Origin of the sequence: Bradyrhizobium arachidis (assembly GCF_015291705.1) — a bacterium.
Taxonomy (GTDB): Bacteria; Pseudomonadota; Alphaproteobacteria; order Rhizobiales; family Xanthobacteraceae; genus Bradyrhizobium; species Bradyrhizobium arachidis.
Genome location: NZ_CP030050.1, coordinates 4,448,480 through 4,468,422, shown reverse-complemented (window position 1 = coordinate 4,468,422; position 19,943 = coordinate 4,448,480). Strand labels below are relative to the sequence as shown.

The 19,943-nt window shown below is 64.7% G+C and carries 18 protein-coding genes; 11 read left to right on the top strand and 7 right to left on the bottom strand.

Annotated features, from left to right (window positions below; all coding sequences use genetic code 11):
* Positions 1-26 precede the first annotated feature (26 nt).
* The 6 genes from gntR (at position 27) to WN72_RS20535 (ending at position 6,320) form a co-directional block, all read left to right on the top strand.
* On the top strand, positions 27-1,127 hold the full coding sequence (gene gntR, locus WN72_RS20560; RefSeq protein ID WP_092216509.1) for an HTH-type transcriptional regulator GntR: 1,101 nt from the start codon (positions 27-29) through the stop codon (positions 1,125-1,127).
* 122 nt (positions 1,128-1,249) lie between these two features.
* Positions 1,250-3,079 carry an IlvD/Edd family dehydratase gene (locus WN72_RS20555; protein ID WP_027557395.1) on the top strand — a complete coding sequence of 610 codons (1,830 nt, stop codon included), beginning with the start codon at positions 1,250-1,252 and terminating at the stop codon, positions 3,077-3,079.
* 157 nt (positions 3,080-3,236) lie between these two features.
* Entirely contained in the window at positions 3,237-3,968 is a 732-nt protein-coding gene (locus tag WN72_RS20550; protein WP_027557394.1) for an SDR family oxidoreductase, read from the top strand.
* A gap of 17 nt (positions 3,969-3,985) precedes the next feature.
* Positions 3,986-4,732, top strand: a complete 747-nt coding sequence (locus tag WN72_RS20545) for an SDR family NAD(P)-dependent oxidoreductase (protein ID WP_092216508.1) — start codon at positions 3,986-3,988, stop codon at positions 4,730-4,732.
* 64 nt (positions 4,733-4,796) lie between these two features.
* Complete coding sequence (locus WN72_RS20540; RefSeq protein ID WP_231164345.1) at positions 4,797-5,924, top strand: serine hydrolase domain-containing protein; 1,128 nt, start codon at positions 4,797-4,799, stop codon at positions 5,922-5,924.
* A 3-nt stretch (positions 5,925-5,927) separates the two neighbouring features.
* Positions 5,928-6,320 carry a GFA family protein gene (locus WN72_RS20535; RefSeq protein ID WP_092216507.1) on the top strand — a complete coding sequence of 131 codons (393 nt, stop codon included), beginning with the start codon at positions 5,928-5,930 and terminating at the stop codon, positions 6,318-6,320.
* Between the two features lie 2 nt (positions 6,321-6,322).
* Here the strand turns inward: WN72_RS20535 and WN72_RS20530 are convergent, their stop codons facing one another.
* Complete coding sequence (locus WN72_RS20530) at positions 6,323-7,234, bottom strand: DMT family transporter (protein ID WP_092216506.1); 912 nt, start codon at positions 7,232-7,234, stop codon at positions 6,323-6,325.
* A 90-nt stretch (positions 7,235-7,324) separates the two neighbouring features.
* Here WN72_RS20530 and WN72_RS20525 point away from each other — a divergent pair, with 90 nt between their 5' ends.
* The 3 genes from WN72_RS20525 to WN72_RS20515 all read left to right on the top strand — a co-directional run bounded on the left by WN72_RS20525 (position 7,325) and on the right by WN72_RS20515 (position 9,427).
* Positions 7,325-8,191 (top strand): LysR substrate-binding domain-containing protein, encoded by an 867-nt coding sequence (locus WN72_RS20525; RefSeq protein ID WP_092216505.1) that lies wholly within the window; start codon positions 7,325-7,327, stop codon positions 8,189-8,191.
* Between the two features lie 71 nt (positions 8,192-8,262).
* A complete protein-coding gene (locus tag WN72_RS20520) occupies positions 8,263-8,943 on the top strand; it encodes a site-2 protease family protein (protein WP_027557388.1) in 681 nt (226 codons plus the stop codon).
* 61 nt (positions 8,944-9,004) lie between these two features.
* On the top strand, positions 9,005-9,427 hold the full coding sequence (locus tag WN72_RS20515) for a hypothetical protein (protein WP_092216525.1): 423 nt from the start codon (positions 9,005-9,007) through the stop codon (positions 9,425-9,427).
* Positions 9,428-9,448: 21 nt separating this feature from the next.
* On the opposite strand, the gene tolA is transcribed toward WN72_RS20515, so the two are convergent.
* The 6 genes from tolA to WN72_RS20485 form a co-directional block, all read right to left on the bottom strand.
* Complete coding sequence (tolA, locus tag WN72_RS20510) at positions 9,449-10,237, bottom strand: cell envelope integrity protein TolA (RefSeq protein WP_027557386.1); 789 nt, start codon at positions 10,235-10,237, stop codon at positions 9,449-9,451.
* A 10-nt stretch (positions 10,238-10,247) separates the two neighbouring features.
* Positions 10,248-10,709: a TonB system transport protein ExbD gene (gene exbD / locus WN72_RS20505; RefSeq protein WP_027557385.1), complete on the bottom strand. Its 462-nt coding sequence runs from the start codon at positions 10,707-10,709 to the stop codon at positions 10,248-10,250.
* A gap of 3 nt (positions 10,710-10,712) precedes the next feature.
* Positions 10,713-11,657, bottom strand: a complete 945-nt coding sequence (gene exbB / locus WN72_RS20500; protein WP_027557384.1) for a tonB-system energizer ExbB — start codon at positions 11,655-11,657, stop codon at positions 10,713-10,715.
* Entirely contained in the window at positions 11,654-12,343 is a 690-nt protein-coding gene (locus tag WN72_RS20495) for a Fe2+-dependent dioxygenase (RefSeq protein ID WP_027557383.1), read from the bottom strand. Before WN72_RS20495 ends, exbB begins: the two co-directional genes overlap by 4 nt.
* 2 nt (positions 12,344-12,345) lie before the next feature.
* On the bottom strand, positions 12,346-14,751 hold the full coding sequence (locus tag WN72_RS20490; protein ID WP_092216504.1) for a TonB-dependent receptor: 2,406 nt from the start codon (positions 14,749-14,751) through the stop codon (positions 12,346-12,348).
* A gap of 225 nt (positions 14,752-14,976) precedes the next feature.
* Complete coding sequence (locus WN72_RS20485) at positions 14,977-15,216, bottom strand: hypothetical protein (RefSeq protein ID WP_027557381.1); 240 nt, start codon at positions 15,214-15,216, stop codon at positions 14,977-14,979.
* A 374-nt stretch (positions 15,217-15,590) separates the two neighbouring features.
* Here WN72_RS20485 and WN72_RS20480 point away from each other — a divergent pair, with 374 nt between their 5' ends.
* Together WN72_RS20480 and WN72_RS20475 are read left to right on the top strand one after the other, a co-directional pair.
* Complete coding sequence (locus WN72_RS20480; RefSeq protein WP_027557380.1) at positions 15,591-16,763, top strand: efflux RND transporter periplasmic adaptor subunit; 1,173 nt, start codon at positions 15,591-15,593, stop codon at positions 16,761-16,763.
* A complete protein-coding gene (locus WN72_RS20475; RefSeq protein WP_092216503.1) occupies positions 16,760-19,906 on the top strand; it encodes an efflux RND transporter permease subunit in 3,147 nt (1,048 codons plus the stop codon). The genes WN72_RS20480 and WN72_RS20475 overlap by 4 nt, the downstream gene beginning before the upstream one ends.
* Positions 19,907-19,943: the final 37 nt, after the last annotated feature.

The following is a 19,943-nucleotide window of genomic DNA, read 5'->3' as shown; positions in this document are numbered from 1 at the left end:
GACATTGGCTATGCTAAGAGCAGCAAATGGGTCGAAAACGCACCAAGTCAGGCAAAATCCGGCTGGCCGAAGTCGCCGAGCTTGCCGGCGTCAGCCCGATCACCGCGTCCCGCTTCTTCCGTAATCCGGAGGCGCTGTCGATCGCCAAGCGGACGCGGGTCGAGAGCGCGGCCAAGGAGCTCGGCTACGTGCCGAACCTGGCGGCACGGGCGCTCGCCTCGCAGCGCACCGAAGTGATCGGCGTCCTGATCCCATCGCTCACCAACAACGTGTTCTCGGACGTGCTGCGCGGCATCTATGACGCCTCCGAGGGCAGCCGCTACTCGATCCAGTTGTCCAACACGCGCTACAGCATCCTCCAGGAGGAGAAGCTGCTGCGCCTGTTTCTGGCGCAGAAGCCGGCCGGGCTGATCGTGACCGGCATCGACCAGACTGCGGAATCGCGCGCGATGCTGGAGGCGGCCGACTGCCCGATCGTGCAGATCATGGAGATCGGGCCCAATCCGGTCGACATGATGATCGGCTTTTCGCACTACGATGCAGCCCGCGCGGCGATCGCGCACCTGTTCGCGCAAGGCCACCGCAAGATCGGCTTCGTCGGCGCGCGCATGGATCCCAGGGTGCAGCGGCGGCTGGACGGATATGTCTCGGCCATGAAGGATGCCGGCCTGTTCGAGCAGCGCCTCGTCGTCACCACGGCGACACCGACCTCGGTGACGCTCGGCGGCGCCCTGTTCACCGATCTCCTGGCGCGAGAGCCCGGCCTCGACGCGGTGTTCTGCGCCAATGACGACCTCGCACTCGGCGTGCTGTTCGAATGCCGGCGAAGGGAGATCGCGGTGCCCGAGCAGATCGCGATCGTCGGCTTCAACGACCTCGAATTCATGGCCTCCGCCGTCCCTACGCTCACCAGCGTGCGCACCAACCGCTACGAGATGGGCAGGACCGCCGCCACCATGCTGATCGACGCGATCGACGGGCGGCGGCCGGAGCAGCCGGTGCTCGATCTCGGCTTCAAGGTGATCGAGCGGCAAAGCTCGTCGGCGCGGCGTTCGGACAATCGGCCAGCCACATCTGGCGGGGGCGCGGCGAACAAAATGGTAGCGTTACCAAGCAGCCATGACTAGTATCGGACTTGTGAGGAAACGACCCGCCAACGGGCAGGCCCACCATCGCTCACACCGTTGGGCATCGCACAAGCCGACACCACAAAACGGACGCCAGTGCGTTTGCATTGCAGGAGAAACCAATGACAAAAAAGCCAACCAATGGGCATGCAGGCGCCGGTAACGGCACCCGCCGCCACCTCCGCTCGCAGGAATGGTTCAACAACCCGCATAATCCAGGCATGACCGCGCTCTACATGGAGCGCTACTTGAACTACGGCCTCACCCGCGCCGAGCTGCAGTCCGGCAAGCCGATCATCGGCATCGCCCAGACCGGCAACGACCTCTCCCCCTGCAACCGCCACCACATCGAGCTGGCGCACCGCGTCCGTGAAGGCATCCGCGAGGCCGGCGGCATCGCGATGGAATTCCCGACCCACCCCATTCAGGAGACCGGCAAGCGCCCGACCGCGGCGCTCGACCGCAACCTCGCCTATCTTGGCCTCGTCGAGATCCTCTACGGCTATCCGCTCGATGGCGTGGTGCTGACCACCGGCTGCGACAAGACCACGCCGGCCTGCATGATGGCCGCGGCGACCGTGAACCTGCCCGCCATCGTGCTGTCGGGCGGCCCGATGCTGAACGGCTGGCACGCCGGCGAGCGCACCGGTTCCGGCACCATCGTCTGGAAATCGCGCGAGCGGCTTGCCGCCGGCGAGATCGACTATGAAGAGTTCATGGAGATCGTGGCGTCCTCGGCGCCGTCGGTCGGCCACTGCAACACCATGGGCACCGCCTCGACCATGAACGGCCTCGCCGAAGCACTCGGCTTCTCGCTACCGGGCTGCGCGGCGATCCCCGCCCCCTATCGCGAGCGCGGCCAGATCGCCTATGAAACCGGCAAGCGCATCGTCGAGATGGTCTGGGAAGACCTGAAGCCCTCGGACATCCTGACCCGCAAGGCGTTCGAGAACTGCATCGTGATCAATTCGGCGATCGGCGGCTCGACCAATGCGCCGATCCACATCAATGCCCTGGCCCGCCACATCGGCGTCGAGCTGTCGATCGACGACTGGCAGAAGCACGGTCACGACGTGCCGCTGCTGGTCAACATGCAGCCGGCCGGCTTCTATCTCGGCGAGGAATTCCACCGCGCCGGCGGCGTGCCGGCCGTGGTGCGCGAATTGATGAAGCACAAGCGCATCCACGAGGACGCGATCACCGTGAACGGCCGCGGCATCGGCGAGAACTGCAAGGATGCGCCCAAGCCCGACAACGACGTGATCTGGGCCTACGACAAGCCGCTGGTGAAGGACGCCGGCTTCCTGGTGCTGAAGGGCAATCTGTTCGATTCCGCGATCATGAAGACCTCGGTCATATCAAAGGAATTCCGCGATCGCTATCTCAGCAACCCGAAGGACCCTAGCGCATTCGAGGGCCGCGCCATCGTGTTCGAGGGTCCCGAGGATTATCACGAGCGGATCGACGATGCCTCGCTCGACATCGACGAGCACTGCGTGCTGTTCATCCGCGGCACCGGGCCGATCGGCTACCCCGGTGGCGCCGAGGTCGTGAACATGCAGCCCCCGGCGGCGCTGATCAAACGCGGCATCCTGTCCCTGCCCTGCATCGGCGACGGCCGGCAGTCCGGCACCTCGGGCTCGCCCTCGATCCTGAACGCCTCGCCGGAAGCCGCCGCCAATGGCGGCCTCGCGATCCTCAAGACCGGCGACAAGGTGCGCATCGACCTCAACAAGGGCAGCGCCAACATTCTGATCTCGGATGAGGAGCTGAAGAAGCGCCACGCCGAGCTCAAGGCCAATGGCGGCTTCAAGCATCCGCCGAACCAGACGCCGTGGCAGGAGATCTACCGCAACACCGTCGGCCAGCAATCGACCGGCGCCTGCATGGAGCTCGCCACGCGCTATCAGAACGTCGCCGGCACGTTTGGCGTGGCGCGGGATAATCACTGACACTGTCATTCCGAGGCGCGACGAAGTCGCGAACCCGGAATCCATTGACCCACCGACGCTGCGGCCCGATGGATTCTCAGATGCGCAAGTGCGCATCGTAGTTCGCGCCAAGAGGCGCGCCCCGGAATGACGACAGAAAATTCAGAGGAGAGAAAAAATGGCAGACCGCCTCAAGGGAAAGCGCGCCGTCGTCACGGCTGCGGCAGCAGGCATCGGGCGCGCATGCGCGATCGCCTTCGCGCGTGAAGGCGCAACCGTCATCGCCACCGACATCAACGAGGCCGGCATCGCTGGCTTGACCAAGGAAGGCATCGCGGAGGTCGCCAAGCTCGACGTCCGCAACACCGCCGACGTCAACGCCTTTGCAAAACGCATCGGCAAGATCGACATCCTGCTCAACGCGGCCGGCTTCGTGCACCACGGCACCATCCTGGAGTGCTCGGAGGAGGATTTTGACTTCTCGTTCGATCTCAACGTTAAGTCGATGCACCGGACCATCAAGGCCTTCCTGCCCGACATGATCGCGGGCGGCGGCGGCAGCATCGTCAACATCTCGTCCTGCGCGGCCTTGCGGCCGCCGGCGAACCGCTACGTCTACAGCTCGTCGAAGGCGGCGGTGTCGCTGCTGTCGCGCGCGGTCGCACTCGACTTCATCACCAAGGGCATCCGCTGCAACTCGATCTGCCCCGGCACCGTCGAGACCCCCTCGATGCTCGACCGCGCCGCCGCGCAGGGACCGCAGGGCAAGGAAATGTTCATCTCGCGCCAGAAGATGGGCCGGCTCGGCACCGCCGAGGAGATCGCATCGATGGCGGTCTATCTCGGCAGCGACGAGAGCGCCTTCACCACCGGCGTCGACCTCGTCGTCGACGGCGGCTACATGCTCTGACACCTGGGGCACCCGGCATGAACAAGATCGATCTCAATGGCCGCGTTGCCGTCGTCACCGGCGGCGCGCAGGGCTTTGGCCGCGCCATCACCGAGCGCTTCGTCGCCTCCGGTGCCAAGGTCGCGATCTGGGATTTTGACGCGGCGCTGGCCGAGAAGACCGCGAGAGAGATCGGCGACAACGTCCGCGTCTTCAAGGTCGACGTCACCGATCCCGTGGCCGTCGAGCAGGCCCGCGACGCGACGCTCAAAGCCTTCGGCAAGATCGACATCCTCGTCAACAATGCCGGCATCGCCGGCGTAAACAAGCCGGTCTGGGAGACTGATCTCGAGGAATGGCGCAAGGTCCTGCGCATCAACCTCGACGGCCCCTTCATCGTGAGCAAGGCGATCGTGCCTGTCATGCTCAAGCAGAAATACGGGCGGATTGTGAACATCGCCTCGATCGCCGGCAAGGAAGGCAATCCGAACGCCTCGCATTATTCGGCGTCCAAGGCCGGCCTGATCGCGCTGACCAAATCGCTCGGCAAGGAGCTCGCCGCGCATGACATCCTGGTGAATGCGGTGACGCCGGCCGCGGCGAAGACCGCGATCTTCGACCAGATGACGCAGCAGCATATCGACTTCATGCTGTCGAAGATCCCGAAAGCGCGCTTCGTGCAGGTGGAAGAGCTCGCCGCGATGGTGAGCTGGCTCGCATCCGAAGATTGTGCCTTCTCCACCGGCGCGGTGTTTGATATTTCGGGTGGACGGGCGACCTACTGAGGCATGGACCTGAGACATGGGCCGCCCGAGGGGGCGGACCATGCAATTTCGGCGACGAGACTTCGTGAAGCTCGCAGCGGGCGCGCTGCCGCTGCTGTCGCACCCAGCCCTCGCGCAGCTCGCGCCCAACCCGCCGAGCATCCGCCCGCCCTCGCCGGCCGAGCGCGGCGCCATGGCGCGGCTCGCGCGCAGCTTCATGGACAAATACGACGTGCCGGCGCTGTCGTTTGCGATCGGCTATGCCGGCACTGTCGTCCACGAGGATGCGTTCGGTCTTGCGGATCGCGAGCGCAACGAGACCGTGACGCCGCGGCATCTGTTCCGGATCGCCAGCGTCAGCAAGATGATCACCTCGGTCACGATCTTCCGCCTGATCGAGGAGAACCGCCTCAAGCTGACCGATCGCGTGTTCGGCCCGGGCGCGCTGCTCGGCACCGATTACGGGCAGCCGCCCTACTCTGCCGGCATCGACCAGATCACGCTCGAGCATCTGTTGACCCACACCGGCGGCGGCTGGAGCAACGACAATCGCGATCCCATGTTCACCCATCCGCGGATGGATCATGCCGAGCTGATCGCCTGGACACTCGCCAACCGGCCGCTAGACCGGCCGCCGGGCCAGCATTACGCCTACTCCAATTTCAGCTATTGCGTGCTGGGGCGCGTCATCGAGAAGCTCACCGGCCAGCTCTATGCCGAGCATGTCCGCGGCGAGGTGCTGGCGCGCTGCGGCGTCACCGACATGACGATAGCGGGCAACACGCGCGACCAGCGCCAGGCCGGCGAAGTCGCCTATTACGGCCAGGGCGAAAGCCCCTACGACATGAAAGTGAGGCGGATGGATTCCCATGGCGGCTGGATCGCGACACCGTCGGATCTCGTCCAGTTCCTGATGCATGTCGACGGCTACACGAGGCCCGCGAACATCCTGCGGCCGCGCACCATCCAGGTCATGACCAGCGCGCCCAGCTACAGCCCGGACTATGCCAAGGGCTTCTGTGTCAACAAATTCGGCAATTGGTGGCACAATGGCAGTCTGCCGGGCACGAGCACGATCGCCGTGCGCACCCATGGCGGCTTCTGCTGGGCCGCCTTCACCAACACCAGACGCGGGAATTCCAACATGGATGGCGATCTTGACGATCTCAACTGGAGCATGGCGCGCCAGGTCGGCGAATGGCGGGTGGCCTGAGCCATGATCCGGGAAGGCGGATGCCTGTGCGGCGCGGTGCGGTTCAAGGCGGAGGGCGAGCCGCTTAACGTCCGCATCTGCCATTGCCGCTTGTGCCAGAAGGCGATGGGCTCGCCGTTCTTCGCCCGCGCGCAGTTCGACCAGCGCGCACTAACGGTCGAGGGCGAGACCGAGCGCTATGCGTCGTCCGAGAATATCGACCGCGTCTTCTGCAAGCGCTGCGGCACGCGCCTGTTCTCCTGGCGGCGCAACGGCACGCTCGCCGGTGTCTCGCTCACCACGTTCGACGATCGCAACGCCTTCACGCCGACCGAGCACATCTGGGTGAGCGAAAAGCTCGCCTGGCTGAAGCTCGATGACGGTCTGGTGCAATATCAGGGGACCATCCCGACCTGATGTCAGGGCCGGCTTGAAGCAGACGCGTTCGCCGGCGGAGCACGTTCGCCCGTCGTGGTCGCGATCCAGATTCCGGCAAACACCGCGACGATACCGGCCGCGAGATTCCACCGCAGCGGTTCGTGCAGCAACCAGGCGCCGACCAGCGAGGCCGTGATCGGGTTGACCGTCACCGAGATGGCGACGCGCGTCGGCGTCGTCCGCTCCAGCGCGAAGGCCCAGAGATAGAAGGTCAGCGCCGCGCCGAACGCTCCGAGATATGAGGCCGCCAACCATTGCGGCGCGCCGAAGCTTGCGACCGGCGCAAAGCTGCCGCGGACATACGAGAGCAGGATGAGGCAGGCCGCGCCCGCCGCCATGCTCATCGTGGTGAAGGCGATCGGGCTGGAGCGGCGGATCAGCGGCTTCGACCAGATGCCGTAGAGCGCCATGCATAGCGCAGCTGACATCATCAGGAGATCGCCGCGCCAGGCGGCCGGCGGGGCCGAGGTCAGGTCGGTGAGCAGCGCAACCGCAACGCCCAGCGTCGCGATCACGACACCGATCGATTTGCGCCAGGTCAGGGCTTCGGCACCGAGTGCGGCCCCGATTACAAGCGACAGCAGCGGAAGCGTCGACAGTGCGAGCGCGCCGCGCGCGGCGGTCGTGAAGATCAGCGAGGCGTTGAACAGGATCGGGAACACGGCGAAGAACAGAATGCCGAGGGCGAAGGCGGCCGCCCAGTCGCCACGCCCCGGCCAGCGGTCACCGCGCAGCAGCGTCAGCGGCAGCAGCAGGAGAAAGCCGATGCCGAACCGGAACGAGCCGATCGCGAGCGGGTCGATGCTGCCCACGAGGTAGCGCGTGGCCCCGATCGAGGTGCCCCCAAGGCCGCTCGACAGCACCGCGGCCAGAACGCCAAAAGTCTCGCCCACGCTCCCTCCCCCAACTGCTTTGCGGGCCAGCATATGAGGCGCGCCGAAACAGGGAATGGAATTTCCTTCATGCCAGGATAAGTTTTCATCATGACTGCACCTGTTCTCGATCCCGACCTGCTGAAGGCGTTTGTCGCCATTGCCGAGCATCGCTCGTTCACACGCGCTGCCGCGACGCTCCACCGCACGCAATCGGCGGTGAGCGTCCAGATCAAGCGCCTGGAGGAGCGGCTTGGTGCAAGGCTGTTTCAACGCACCAGGGCGGGCGTCTTGCTGACCACAGCAGGCGACGAACTCCTCGTCTATGCGCGGCGGCTTCTCGACCTCAATGCGGAAGCAATCGATGCGCTCCACGCACGCAAGCGCGAAGCCGTGGTCCGCCTCGGCGTGATGGAGGATTACGGCACGATCATCATTCCACCCTTGCTCGCGCGCTTTGCCAAAAACCATCCGGACGTCAGGGTCGAGATCGAGACCGGGCTGACCGCGACCATGCCGGCAAGGCTCGGCGAGGGCTATGACCTCGTCATTGCCATGCACCCGGAAGGACAAGGCGCCGGCGAGCTGCTGCGGCGCGAGCAGGCGGTGTGGGCGGCAGCCGCGTCCTATCCAGTCAGAGCGCGCGATACGCTGCCGGTCGCACTCTATCCACCAGGCTGCCTGTTTCGGCAATGGGCCGCGGAGGCCCTCGATGCCGCCGGCCGGTCCTGGCGGCTCGCCTTTGTCAGCCGGACGCTGGCGGCGGTGGAAGCGATCGCGGCGCAGGGCCTTGCGATCACGGTCGTGAAAGCCGGCACCCTGCCTCCTCGCCTGCGCGCCGTGTCGGACGGCCTGCCGCCGCTGCCGGGAGCGGACATCCGCCTCCACCGCGCGCGCAACCTGTCGCGTGCGGGCGGCCTGCTGGCGGATCATCTACAGCTTGGGATTTCGCAACTGGCGTCCCATATCCTGACCTGACGCGTTGCCTCACCACCGGATTGGCCGGGTTGGCTGCAAGGCCATGAGGTACAAACCGGGACGGACGAGCCGTGAACGTTTCCTTCTATGACATTTCGGTGTGGGTGCTGCCGCTGGTGCTCGCCATCACCTTCCACGAGGCCGCGCACGCCTTCGTCGCGCACCGTCTCGGCGACAACACGGCCGCGCAGCTCGGCCGCGTCAGCTTCAACCCGATCAGGCACATCGACCCGTTCGGCACGCTGATCCTGCCGGCGATGCTGCTGTTTGCGCATTCGCCGTTCCTGTTCGGCTATGCCAAGCCGGTGCCGGTCAATTTCCGCAAGCTCAACCATCCGAGGCTCGACATGGTCTGGGTGGCGCTGGCTGGCCCTGCCACCAACATCCTGCTGGCGCTGGCGGCGGCGCTTGCCCTGCACGCCCTGCCCTTCGCGCCGGCCGGCGCGGCGCAATGGATCTTCGACAACCTCAAGAATGCGCTCCTGATCAACGCGATCCTGGCGGTGTTCAACATGATGCCGATCCCGCCGCTCGACGGCGGCCGCGTCGCGGTCGGGCTGCTGCCGCGACCGCTCGCTTTGCCCCTGGCCCGGCTCGAGCCGTTCGGTATGTTGATCCTGATCGGCCTCTTGATTCTGCTGCCGCTGGCGGGCTCGCAGTTCGGTCTAAATCTTGATGTTATCTCAGCAATACTGCGGACGTTGACCGGTTATGTGATTCAGGCTGTTCTCTTCCTGACCGGCAATGCGTAGTTGACTGGACACCCGAACACCGGCCGAAGGGCCAGAGGCCGACTTGGTCAAAGCTGCCGATATGTTGATCGCGCGTCGCGCGGACACCCGTGCCCGCGCCGATTTTGCCACCTGGAAGATGATGGCCAAGCTCAACGGGGCGTCCGCGCTGCCTCCAGACGCCCAGGAGTTCCTCGCCAGCTACAAGAACCTGCTGGCGCAGATGAGCGAGGGCGAGGCCACCGAGGCCACCATCGGCGCGATCTACAAGGCCTACTATGCCGAGATGGGCGGTGCGGGAACCGCGCCCGACGTCCGCCCCCGCCAAGCCGAGCCGGCCGCGGACAATGTTACCGCTTTCCGGCGCCCGCCGCCGAAACCGAAAAAGGCCAACTTCTTCGGTTCGACCGCGGCCAGCGGAACCCAGAAGCGGCCGTTGCCGGTGGCGCTGATCTTCATCTGCCTGGTCGTGGTCTATGTCGGGATCCGGCTCTACTGGCGCTGACGGGCCAAGATCCGAGCCAGGCTATTTCGGCTTCTTGAAGTTCACGGGCAGGCTGAAGGCGAACTGATCGTCCGTGAGCTCGGCCGGCGGAACCGGCACCGGATCGGAGCGGCGGACCATCGAGACGGCCTCGTTATCGAAAGCCGGATCGCCCGAGGACTCCGTGACATCGACCGAGACCACATTGCCGCGCCGGTTCAACACTAGGCTGAGCTTGACCGTCGTCGTCTTGCTCTTGTCCTTGGGATAGCGCTTGTGAAGCTCGAAATAGGCGCTGATCCGCTTGCCCCACTCCGCGGTCAACCTCCGGATGTCCTTGCCGATGCCCTGATGGGGGGCGGCAGCCTTTTCATCCTCGCGCGCGGTCTCGTTCAACGCCTGCTTGGCCGACTCGACCGAGTTCGGCGCCTCCTCGACGGCCTGGGTTTCGACCTTGGCGACCTTCGTGGTGTCCTCGACCGGCTTCTTGGAGTCGTTCTCGGTCACGAGCCTGTCAGGGTCCTCGGCCTCCTGCGGCATCTCCTTCGGGAGATCGGTCTCCTTGACCTCGGCCTTCTGTTCCATCTGCTGCGGCTGAAACTGCGAGGCCTCGCTGTCCGGACCCGGCGGCAGATCCGTCTCCGGCAGCTTCGGCGAGGTCATTTCGACGGCAAATTCCGCGCCGTTGGCCCCGAGGCCATCGTCGCCGTCGTCCGCCCGCAAGTTCGCCAGCGCCAGCGCGGCGCCGCCAAGATGAAGGGCAAGTGCCGCCACCGCGGCCAGAACCCAGAGCCGCCGCGGCGTTTTCACCTCGGTCACAGGATCGGACATCGCGCCGTACTCAAGGTTGGGGCGCCGCTTGCGACGGCCCAGCCGCCGCAGCAGGCGCTTCGAGTGCCACCAGCTTGACACGAGAATAGCCGCCGGCACGCAGGATCTCCATGACGGCCATCAACTCGCCGTAGGGCACGGCGCGGTCGGCCCGCAAGAACACGTATTTGTCCTTGCTCATCTCGGACATCCCGTCGAGGGAGCCGATCAGCTCGGTCCGCTTGACCGGGTTCTCCCCGATCGCCAGCGTCAGATCGGGCTTGATGCTGACATAGGTCGGCTTGTCCGGCTTCTTCTGCGGCATCGCGCTCGAGGTCGGCAAGTCGATCGGCAGATCGACGGTCGAGAGCGGCGCTGCGACCATGAAGATGATCAGCAGCACCAGGATGACGTCGATGAACGGCGTGACGTTGATGTCATGCGTTTCCGCGAAATCGTCGTCGTCATCGTTGTCTGCGAGCGAAACGCCCATGGTTCACTCCGCTGCGCGTGAATGCGCGCTGCCGTGGCTGCGATCGAGGTCGCGCGACAGCAGCCGCGCCGCCGCGCCCGAGGCACGGCTGACGAGCTCGAGATAGCCCTTCGTCATGCGCGAGAAGTGATTGTAGATGATGACGGCGGGAATGGCGGCGACGAGACCGATCGCGGTGGCGAGCAGCGCTTCGGCGATGCCGGGCGCGACGACGGCGAGGTTCGTGGTCTGCGACTTCGAGATGCCGATGAAGCTGTTCATGATGCCCCAGACCGTGCCGAACAGGCCGACGAAGGGCGACGTCGAGCCGATGGTCGCGAGCACGCCCATGCCGACGCGGATCCGCCGTGCCTCCGCGCGCACGATCTCCTGGAAGCTCGAGGCCGCGCGCTCCTTAATGCCGGCATCGCTGGACAGGCCGGCAGACATCCGCGCCTCGCGCAACGCCGCCGCCAGGAAGGACGGCAGGATGCCCCCCTTGGCGCCAAGCGCCATCTGGGCTTCCGCGAGCGAGCGGGCCTCCGCGACCTTCTTCAGCGCCGAACGAAGCTTGCTTGATGCGACCGACAGCTCGATCGACTTGGCGATCAGGACGGTCCAGGTCATCAGCGAGGCGAAGGCGAGCCCGATCATCACCGCCTTCACGATAACGTCCGCCGACATGAACATGACCCAGGGCGACAATTCCTTCATAGCCGGCGCGATGCCCGCTGCCGTCTCAGACTTTACGGCCGCCGGCGCGGTGGCTGCGGGAGCCGCAGGCGCCGCAGCTACCGGAGCAGCCGCGGGGGCCGGAGCAGCCACTGGGGCCGGACTGGTCGCAGCCGGCTGCGCCGTCGCTTGGGCCGGGGCCGCCGGCGGGGTCTGGGCGGAAACAGGAGATGCGAGCCAGGCGGCCGTCAGGACGACAGCTGCGGCAAGGCTTGCTTGGAAGGACATGGTCTTCATACTTCGGCCCAGTAGCGAATGAGGTTGTGATAGATACCCGTCAATTTGACCGTTTCGGGATCGTCACGCCCGAGCCGATCCACCAGCGCCTGAATCGCGGTGTCGAGGTCATAGATCATGGTACGGGCTTGATCGTCCCGTATCATGCTCTGAAGCCAGAAGAAAGACGCAACCCGCGTTCCCCTCGTCACGGGCGTCACGAGATGAAGGCTGGTCGAGGGATAGAGCACGCAGTCGCCGGCTGGCAACTTGACTTCGTGCGAACCGTAGGTGTCCTCGATCACAAGTTCGCCACCGTCATATTCTTCCGGCTCGGCGAGAAACAGCGTGACCGACAGGTCGGTGCGGATGCGAAGGCCGGTCATCCGGTCGCCGCGGATCGCATTGTCGACATGCAGCCCGAAATGATGGCCGCTGTCCGCCGCATAGCGGTTGAACAGCGGCGGGAAGATCTGGAGCGGGATCGCCGCCGCGATGAAGCGCGGGTTCGAGGTCAGCGCCGAGATGATGCGGTGGCCGAGCTTGCGCGCGACCTCGCTATCGGGGGGCAATTGCTCGTTGCGCTTCACCATGGCCGATTGTGCGCCCGCGGTCGAGCGGCCGTCCTCCCACGCGCTGGCGTCCATGATGCGGCGGAAATCCGCCACATCATCCTTGCTGAGAACGCCAGGCAGGCAGGTCAACATGATCAGAACTTCGCCGTTGTCACGAGGTAGAATGCCCTGCCCGGCGCGACCGCCACGAACGGCACGGCGCTACGATAGAGCGTGTCGTAGTACAGCTTGTTGGTGAGGTTCTGGGCGTAGAACTTCATGGTCCAGTTCTTGTCGATCTTCTTCTCGACGAACGCGTCGAAGCGCCAATAGCTCGGCAGCTCGTTGCCGGTGTTGGCCGCGAACGTGCCGCCATAGACCTTCGAGCGGTACACCGCCTGCCCGCCGAGCTCCCAGCCGCCGTCGAACTTGTACTTGGTCAGCATGCTGAACGACTGGTGGGCGATGTTGGCAAGCTGCAGGCCGATGTTGGAGGCGATGCCGCTCTGCGTGACCTTCGACTGCATCAACACCAGGCCGCCGAAGATGCTCCAGCGATCCGTGATCTTGCCTTCCGCCTCGATGTCGATGCCCTGGATCCGGTAGGCCGCGCCCGAAGTCAGCAGGTTGTTGACGGTCTCGCGGGCGTTGTCCTTCGTGGTCTGGAACAATGCACCGCTGACCAGCAGGTGGCGATCCACCAGCTCCCACTTGGTGCCGACCTCGACCGCCTTGTTGCGCTCGGGGCCCAGCAAAATGGCCGTGTTGGCCGGAACGCCACCGTAATCGGTGGCGGTCGCGTCGAGCTCCGACCCGAACGGATTGGCCGAGGTCGCGTAGGCCGCGTAGACGCTGCCGATCGACATCGGCTTGTAGACCACGCCGACGTTGTAATTGACGAGATCGTTGTTCTGCTTGAGGTAGGCCGTGTTCGTCGACGAGCTCTGGCTGTAACCGTCATAGCGCACGCCGCCATTGACGATGATCGTGTCCTGCCAGTTCGCGGTGTCCATGACGTAGACGCTGCTGGTGTTGACGCCATAGCGCGTCGGATTGCCCGTCAGCGACGGCGAGCTGAAGCCGGAGAGATAAGTGTACTGGGGAGAATAGACGTTGACGCCCGAGATCGCCCCGCTGCTCGTGAAGGGCGAGCCGGCGAGTTCCGACGAGAGACCCGCGTAACGGTCGATCGAAATGTCCTCATTGGTATATTCGACGCCGAACACCGCCGTGTGCTTGACCCCGCCGGTGTCGAGCTTGAACGTCGCCTCGTTCTGGTTGGCCCACACATCCACCCCCTGGTAGCGGCTCTGTGCGCTCGCCGTCGTGGTCCAGAGCAGCGGATTGAGGCTGGTCGTGATCGGATTCTGCGGCAGCGTGCCGATATAGTTCAGCAGCGAGTGCTCGCCGCGCACCTTGCTGCTCAGCGTGATGGCCTCGTTGACCTTGTACTCGACCGTGCCGGTGCCGAAATCCTGGCGCGCGGTCTGGAAGTCGCGGTTGAGGAAGCCGTACCAGACCCCGCGCGGAATGCCCGCCGAGGTCACCGGCACGTTGCCCTGCTTGTAATAGGGCACGCCGAAATCCGGCAGGCCGCTGAGATCGGTGTGGACGTAGTTCGTCGTGATCTTGATGTCGTTGGTCGGGGTATACTTCGTGGAGAGGAACGTACCCCAGCGATTATCGGTCACGTAGTCGCGTCCGGCAATGTTGGCGTCCTGGAACAGGCCGCCGGTGCGCACCGAGAACGTCGGGTCGACGACCTGGTTGACGTCGATCGTGACGCGCTTGGTCCTGTCGGTACCGAACTCGGTATCCATGCGCTGGAAATTGACGTCGCCCGCCTGCTTGGTGACGATGTTGATGGCGCCGCCGGCGGTGCCGCGGCCGGCATAGGATGATGCAGGACCGCGCAGAATCTCGATCTGCTCGGTGAAGAAGTTCTCGCGGATGGAAACCGCGGGATCGCGGATGCCGTCGATGAAGACGTCGTTGCGCGCGTCGAAGCCGCGGATGAAGAAGCGATCGCCGAACGCGTTGCCGCCCTCTCCCGAGCCCAGTGTCACGCCGGCGGTCGAGCGCCCGATCTCCTTCAGTGTCGTGGCGTTCTTGTCCTCGAGCACTTCCTTGCTGAGCACCGTGATGGTCTTCGGCGTGTTCAGCATCGGTTCGGGAAATTTTCCCGAAGCCTGGACATGGTCGACCTTGTAGGGCGCCGCCGGATCGGCATAGGGATTCCGGTCGACTTCACCGGCCGGGCCCGAGGGCGCGGCAGCCTGCTGCGCCTGCTGGCGCTGCGCGGCGCGGCGAAGCGCGTTGCGCGCCCGGACCTGCTCCGGCGTGGGCTTCGAAGCCGCTGGACGCGGACGCTGAACCGGAGCATCGACGGTGACCGGCGGCAGGTTCGACTGCTGCGCTTCCGCGCCGGTCGACACCGTCGCCGCCGCGATCAGGCTCGCGACCGCCGAGACCTTCTTGCCGGAAATGCCCGCGGACTTCTCATCCGCCGCGTCGAACGCTACGACCGAACGCAGCGATTTCGGTGCGACCACCTGCCCCATTACAACACGCCCCATCTTCTTGTTCGCTCACTCACTTCGACGAGCGATGGGCTGTTGGTATCGGCGGCAAAATAGCGGGTCAATGCGGGCAAGCCGCGAGAACCCTTGAATACGTCAAGATCAAAACGATTCTAAACTGTAGTTTGAAACGGTTCTAAACAGAGATTGGACTCGTTCTAAAACAAGCGCGAAAAGCACGTCGCGATCGGCATCGCGCACACGGCTTCAGTCGCTGCTCGGCGGCTTCATCAGCGAGAACAATTCGTCGACGTTTTTCTGCGCGATCGCGCGGACACGATCGGTGTTGTCCAGCCCGGCGATGTTGACGCCATTAACGACGGCTTTGATCTCGTCGCGGAAGTCGGTGAGGAAGCGCAAGGGATCGCGCTGTTCGTTGGCGACTCGCGCGATCAACCCCGTGATCAAGATCTGACACGCGATCAGCTTGCCGTTCAATTCGTCCATCCTGCGCTCCCTTGTGGCGGCGCCGATATGGACGATGCCGATTTTCCTGACAACCGAAACGGTCTGCGCGGGATTTAGAACCGTTCTTGGGTTCGGCTGCGCCGGACTTCCACCCGTCCCATGCTGCTCTCGTCCACACCATGTCCGAGCATTGCACAAAGTTTGCACGCTGATCGTTCTCAGGGAAAATGCAGCACTGCACACCGTAGTGCCACGGTGCTGCCTAAGCCGTGCAAAGCTTTCCAATTGTTTAGGATTCTGCACCGATAGTGCTGTTTACACTGGAACTTGGCGTGTATTATACAAGCGCGCTGGAACCCTACGATTGCCCCATAATTCGTTTAAATAGGGCACAAGAGCCGACACGAGACGATATGCAAAAGTCCCGGCCGATCCTCTGGATTCTGATCATCGCGGCCGTGGCCTCCGCGGGTTACTATGGTTGGCAGAAATACGGCTCGCCCGACGCCGGAAAAGCCCAGACAGCGCAGAAAGGTCCGCCGCGCGCGCCCGCCGTTCCCGTCAGCGTCGCGCCGGTCCAGAAGGCCGATTTCCCGGTCTATCTGACCGGTCTCGGCACGGTCCAGGGTTTCAACACCGTCCAGGTCCGCACCCGGGTCGACGGCCAGATCGACAAGCTCGAGTTCAAAGAGGGCCAGATCGTCAAGGAAGGCGACCTTCTGATCTCGATCGATCCCCGTCCCTATCAAGCCGCGCTCGACCAGGCTAAGGCCAAGAAAGCGCAGGACGAGGCTAATCTCGCCAACGCCAATCTCGAGCTCCAGCGCGCCATGAAGCTCGGCGAATTCGCGACCGCGCAGCGCGTCGACACCCAGCGTTCCACCGTCGCCCAACTCACCGCGCAGATCGCCGCCGACGAGGCCGCGATCGCCAACGCCCAGACCCAGCTCGACTACACGCAGGTCAAGTCACCGTTCACCGGCGTCGCGGGCCTGCGCCAGGTCGACATCGGCAACATCGTCAACGCCTCCTCGCAGACCGGCATCGTCATGATCTCGCAGGTCGAGCCGATCTCGGTGATCTTCACCGCGCCGGAGGACCAGCTGCCCTATATCAGCGAGGGCCAGAAGGCCGGCGCGCTCAAGGTGATCGCCTTCACGACCGACGGCAAGAAGACGCTGGCCGAGGGCAAGCTCGCGGTCATCAACAACCAGGTCGACACGAGCAGCGGGACTATTCGGCTCAAAGCGGTGTTCGACAACAAGGACCACGCGCTGTGGCCGGGCCAGTCGGTGTCGACACGCCTTTTGGTCCGCACCCTGAAGGATGCGACCGTGGTCCCGGATGACGCGGTTCAGCACTCCACCAACGGCCTCTACGCCTATACCGTCAACCAGGACAGCAAGGCCGAAGTGCACAAGATCAAGGTCAGCTACGGCATCGACGGACGTTCGGTCGTTGACGAAGGCTTGAGCCCCGGCCAGCAGGTCATCACCGGCGGTCAATTCAAGGTGCAGCCCGGAAGCCTCGTCTCGACGACGGTGGCGAGCTCGGATCCGGCCCAGAACAAGGTACGACAGGAATGACCGAGGGCGGGATTTCGGCACCTTTCATCCGTTATCCCATCGGCACCTCGCTGCTGATGGCCGGCATTCTGTTTGTCGGTCTTGTCGCCTACCCCCTGCTGCCGGTCGCGCCGCTGCCGCAGGTGGACTTCCCGACCATCCAGATCACCGCCAATTTGCCGGGCGGCAGCCCCGAGACCATGGCCTCGTCGGTGGCCCAGCCGCTGGAGCGCCAGTTCGCGCAGATTCCAGGCATCGCCCAGATGACCTCGACGAGTTATCTCGGCACCGCCTCGATCACCATCCAGTTCGACCTCAACCGCAGCATCGACGGCGCCGCCAACGACGTGCAGGGCGCGATCAACGCCGCCAGCGGCCAGCTGCCGAAGAACCTGCCCTCGCCGCCGACCTACCGCAAGGTCAACCCGGCCGACGCGCCGATCCTGCTGCTGTCGGCAACGTCCGAGACGCTGCCCCTGACCAGTGTCAGCGACGCGGTTGACGCCCAGCTCGCCCAGCAGATCAGCCAGCTCTCGGGCGTCGCCCAGGTCTTCATCGGCGGCCAGCAGAAACCCTCGATCCGCATCCAGGTCGATCCGGCAAAGCTGGTGGCCAAGGGCCTGTCGATGGAGGACGTGCGCAGCCAGATCGCGATCACCACGGTCGACAGCCCCAAGGGCAATATCGACGGCGAGAAGCGCGCCTACACGATCTACGCCAACGACCAGCTCACCCAGTCCAAGGACTGGAACGACGTCATCATCGCCTATCGCAACGGCGGTCCATTGCGCATACGCGACATCGGCCAGGCGGTCAGCGGCGCCGAGGACGCCAAGCAGGCGGCCTGGGCCAACGGTAAGCGCGGCGTGTTCCTGGTGATCTTCAAGCAGCCGGGTGCCAACGTCATCGAGACCGTCGACCGGATCAAGGCAACCCTGCCCCGGCTCGTGGCGGCGATCCCGCCCGCGATCAAGATCGAGCTCATCAGCGACCGCACCACCACCATCCGCGCCGCGGTCGAGGACGTGCAATTCACGCTGCTCTTGACCATTGCCCTCGTGGTCATGGTCATCTTCATCTTCCTGCGCAGCTTCTGGGCGACCGTCATTCCCACCATCACGGTTCCACTGGCGCTACTCGGCGCCTGCGCGCTGATGTGGGTGGCCGGCTATTCGCTCGACAATCTGTCGCTGATGGCGCTCACCATCGCGGTCGGATTCGTCGTCGACGACGCCATCGTGATGCTGGAAAACATCACGCGCTACATCGAGGAAGGCGAATCGCCGATGGCGGCGGCCTTCCGCGGTTCCAAGGAAATCGGCTTCACCATCGTGTCGATCAGCATCTCGCTGGTCGCGGTGCTGATCCCGCTGCTCCTGATGGGCGGCATCATCGGCCGCCTGTTCCGCGAATTCGCCGTCGTGCTGGCGATGACGATCTTCGTCTCGATGTTCGTGTCGCTGACGCTGACGCCGATGATGGCCTCGCGCTTCCTGCGCGCCCATGGCGAGGTGACCCACGGCAAGTTCTACCAGTGGAGCGAGCGCGCCTTCGACGCCATGCTGCGCGGCTACGAATATGGGCTCGACCATGCGCTGGCCTGGCGGCGCACCACGCTCGTGATCTTCTTCGCCACGCTCGGTCTCTCGGTCTACCTCTTTGTGCTGATCCCGAAGGGCTTCTTCCCGCAGCAGGACGTCGGCCTGATCACCGCGACCTCGGAAGCCTCGCAGGACATTTCGTTCAAGGAGATGCAGCGGCGCCAGGTCGAGCTCGGCAAGATCGTAATGGAAGACCCCGACGTCGCCACGATCGCGATGAACATCGGCGGTAGCGGCCGCGCCGGCAACAACGGCAACATGTTCATCACCCTGAAGCCGCGCAACGACCGCAAGGCATCGGCTCAGGAGATCATCGCCCGGCTGCGTCCCAAGCTTGAGAAAGTGTCGGGCGCCCGCCTCTATATGCAGGCGGCGCAGGACGTGCGTCTCGGCGGCCGGCCGACGCGTACGCAGTTCGAGTTCACCCTGCAGGACGCCGATCTTGCCGAGCTCAACGACTGGGCGCCGAAGATCCTCGCCAAGATGCAGACGCTGCCGCAGCTGCGCGACGTCGCGACCGACCAGCAGACGCAGGGCACCACGGTCCAGCTCAAGATCAACCGCGACACCGCCTCGCGCTACGGCATCCAGCCGCAGCTGATCGACGACACGCTGTATGACGCGTTCGGACAGCGACAGGTGACGCAGTATTTCACCCAGCTCAACACCTACAAGGTGATCCTCGAGATCCTGCCGGAGATGCAGGGCAGCCTCGACAGCCTGAACAAGCTCTATCTGAAATCGCCGCTGACCGGCGACCAGGTGCCGCTGTCGACCTTTGCGACCTGGACCACCGATCCGGTCCGCCCGCTCTCGATCAGCCACCAGGGCCAGTTCCCGGCGATCACGATCAGCTTCAACCTCGCCCAGGGCGTTGCGCTCGGCCAGGCCACCGAGGCCGTGCAGAAGGCGATGGCCGATCTCGGCGCGCCGCCGACGCTCAATTCGAGCTTCCAGGGCACCGCGCAGGCGTTCCAGCAATCGCTCGGCACCGTGCCGCTGTTGATCCTCGCCGCGCTCGTCGTGGTCTATCTGATCCTCGGCATCCTCTACGAGAGCTACATCCATCCGATCACGATTCTGTCGACCCTGCCCTCAGCCGGCGTCGGCGCGCTCGCGATCCTGATGGCGGCAGGCTTCGACTTCAGCCTCATCGCCTTGATCGGAATCATCCTTCTGATCGGCATCGTGAAGAAGAACGGCATCATGATGGTCGACTTCGCCATCGCGGCCGAGCGCGACGAGCACAAGACGCCGGAGGAATCGATCCGGCAGGCCGCGCTGCTCCGCTTCCGCCCGATCATGATGACGACGATGGCAGCATTGCTCGGCGGCGTGCCCCTGATGCTCGGCCACGGCACCGGCGCCGAGATCCGCCAGCCGCTCGGCTACGCCATGGTCGGCGGCCTGATCGTCAGCCAGGCGCTGACACTGTTCACGACGCCTGTCGTCTATCTCTATCTCGACGAGCTCAACAACTGGTTCTCCGGCTGGGGCCGTTCGGGTGACGGCGAAGGCCACGAGGCGCACGAGCACGGCACCGTCAAGGAAGCCGCCGAGTAGGCTTGCGAGCAGCCTTGCGCCGCGGCTCCCGCGACGC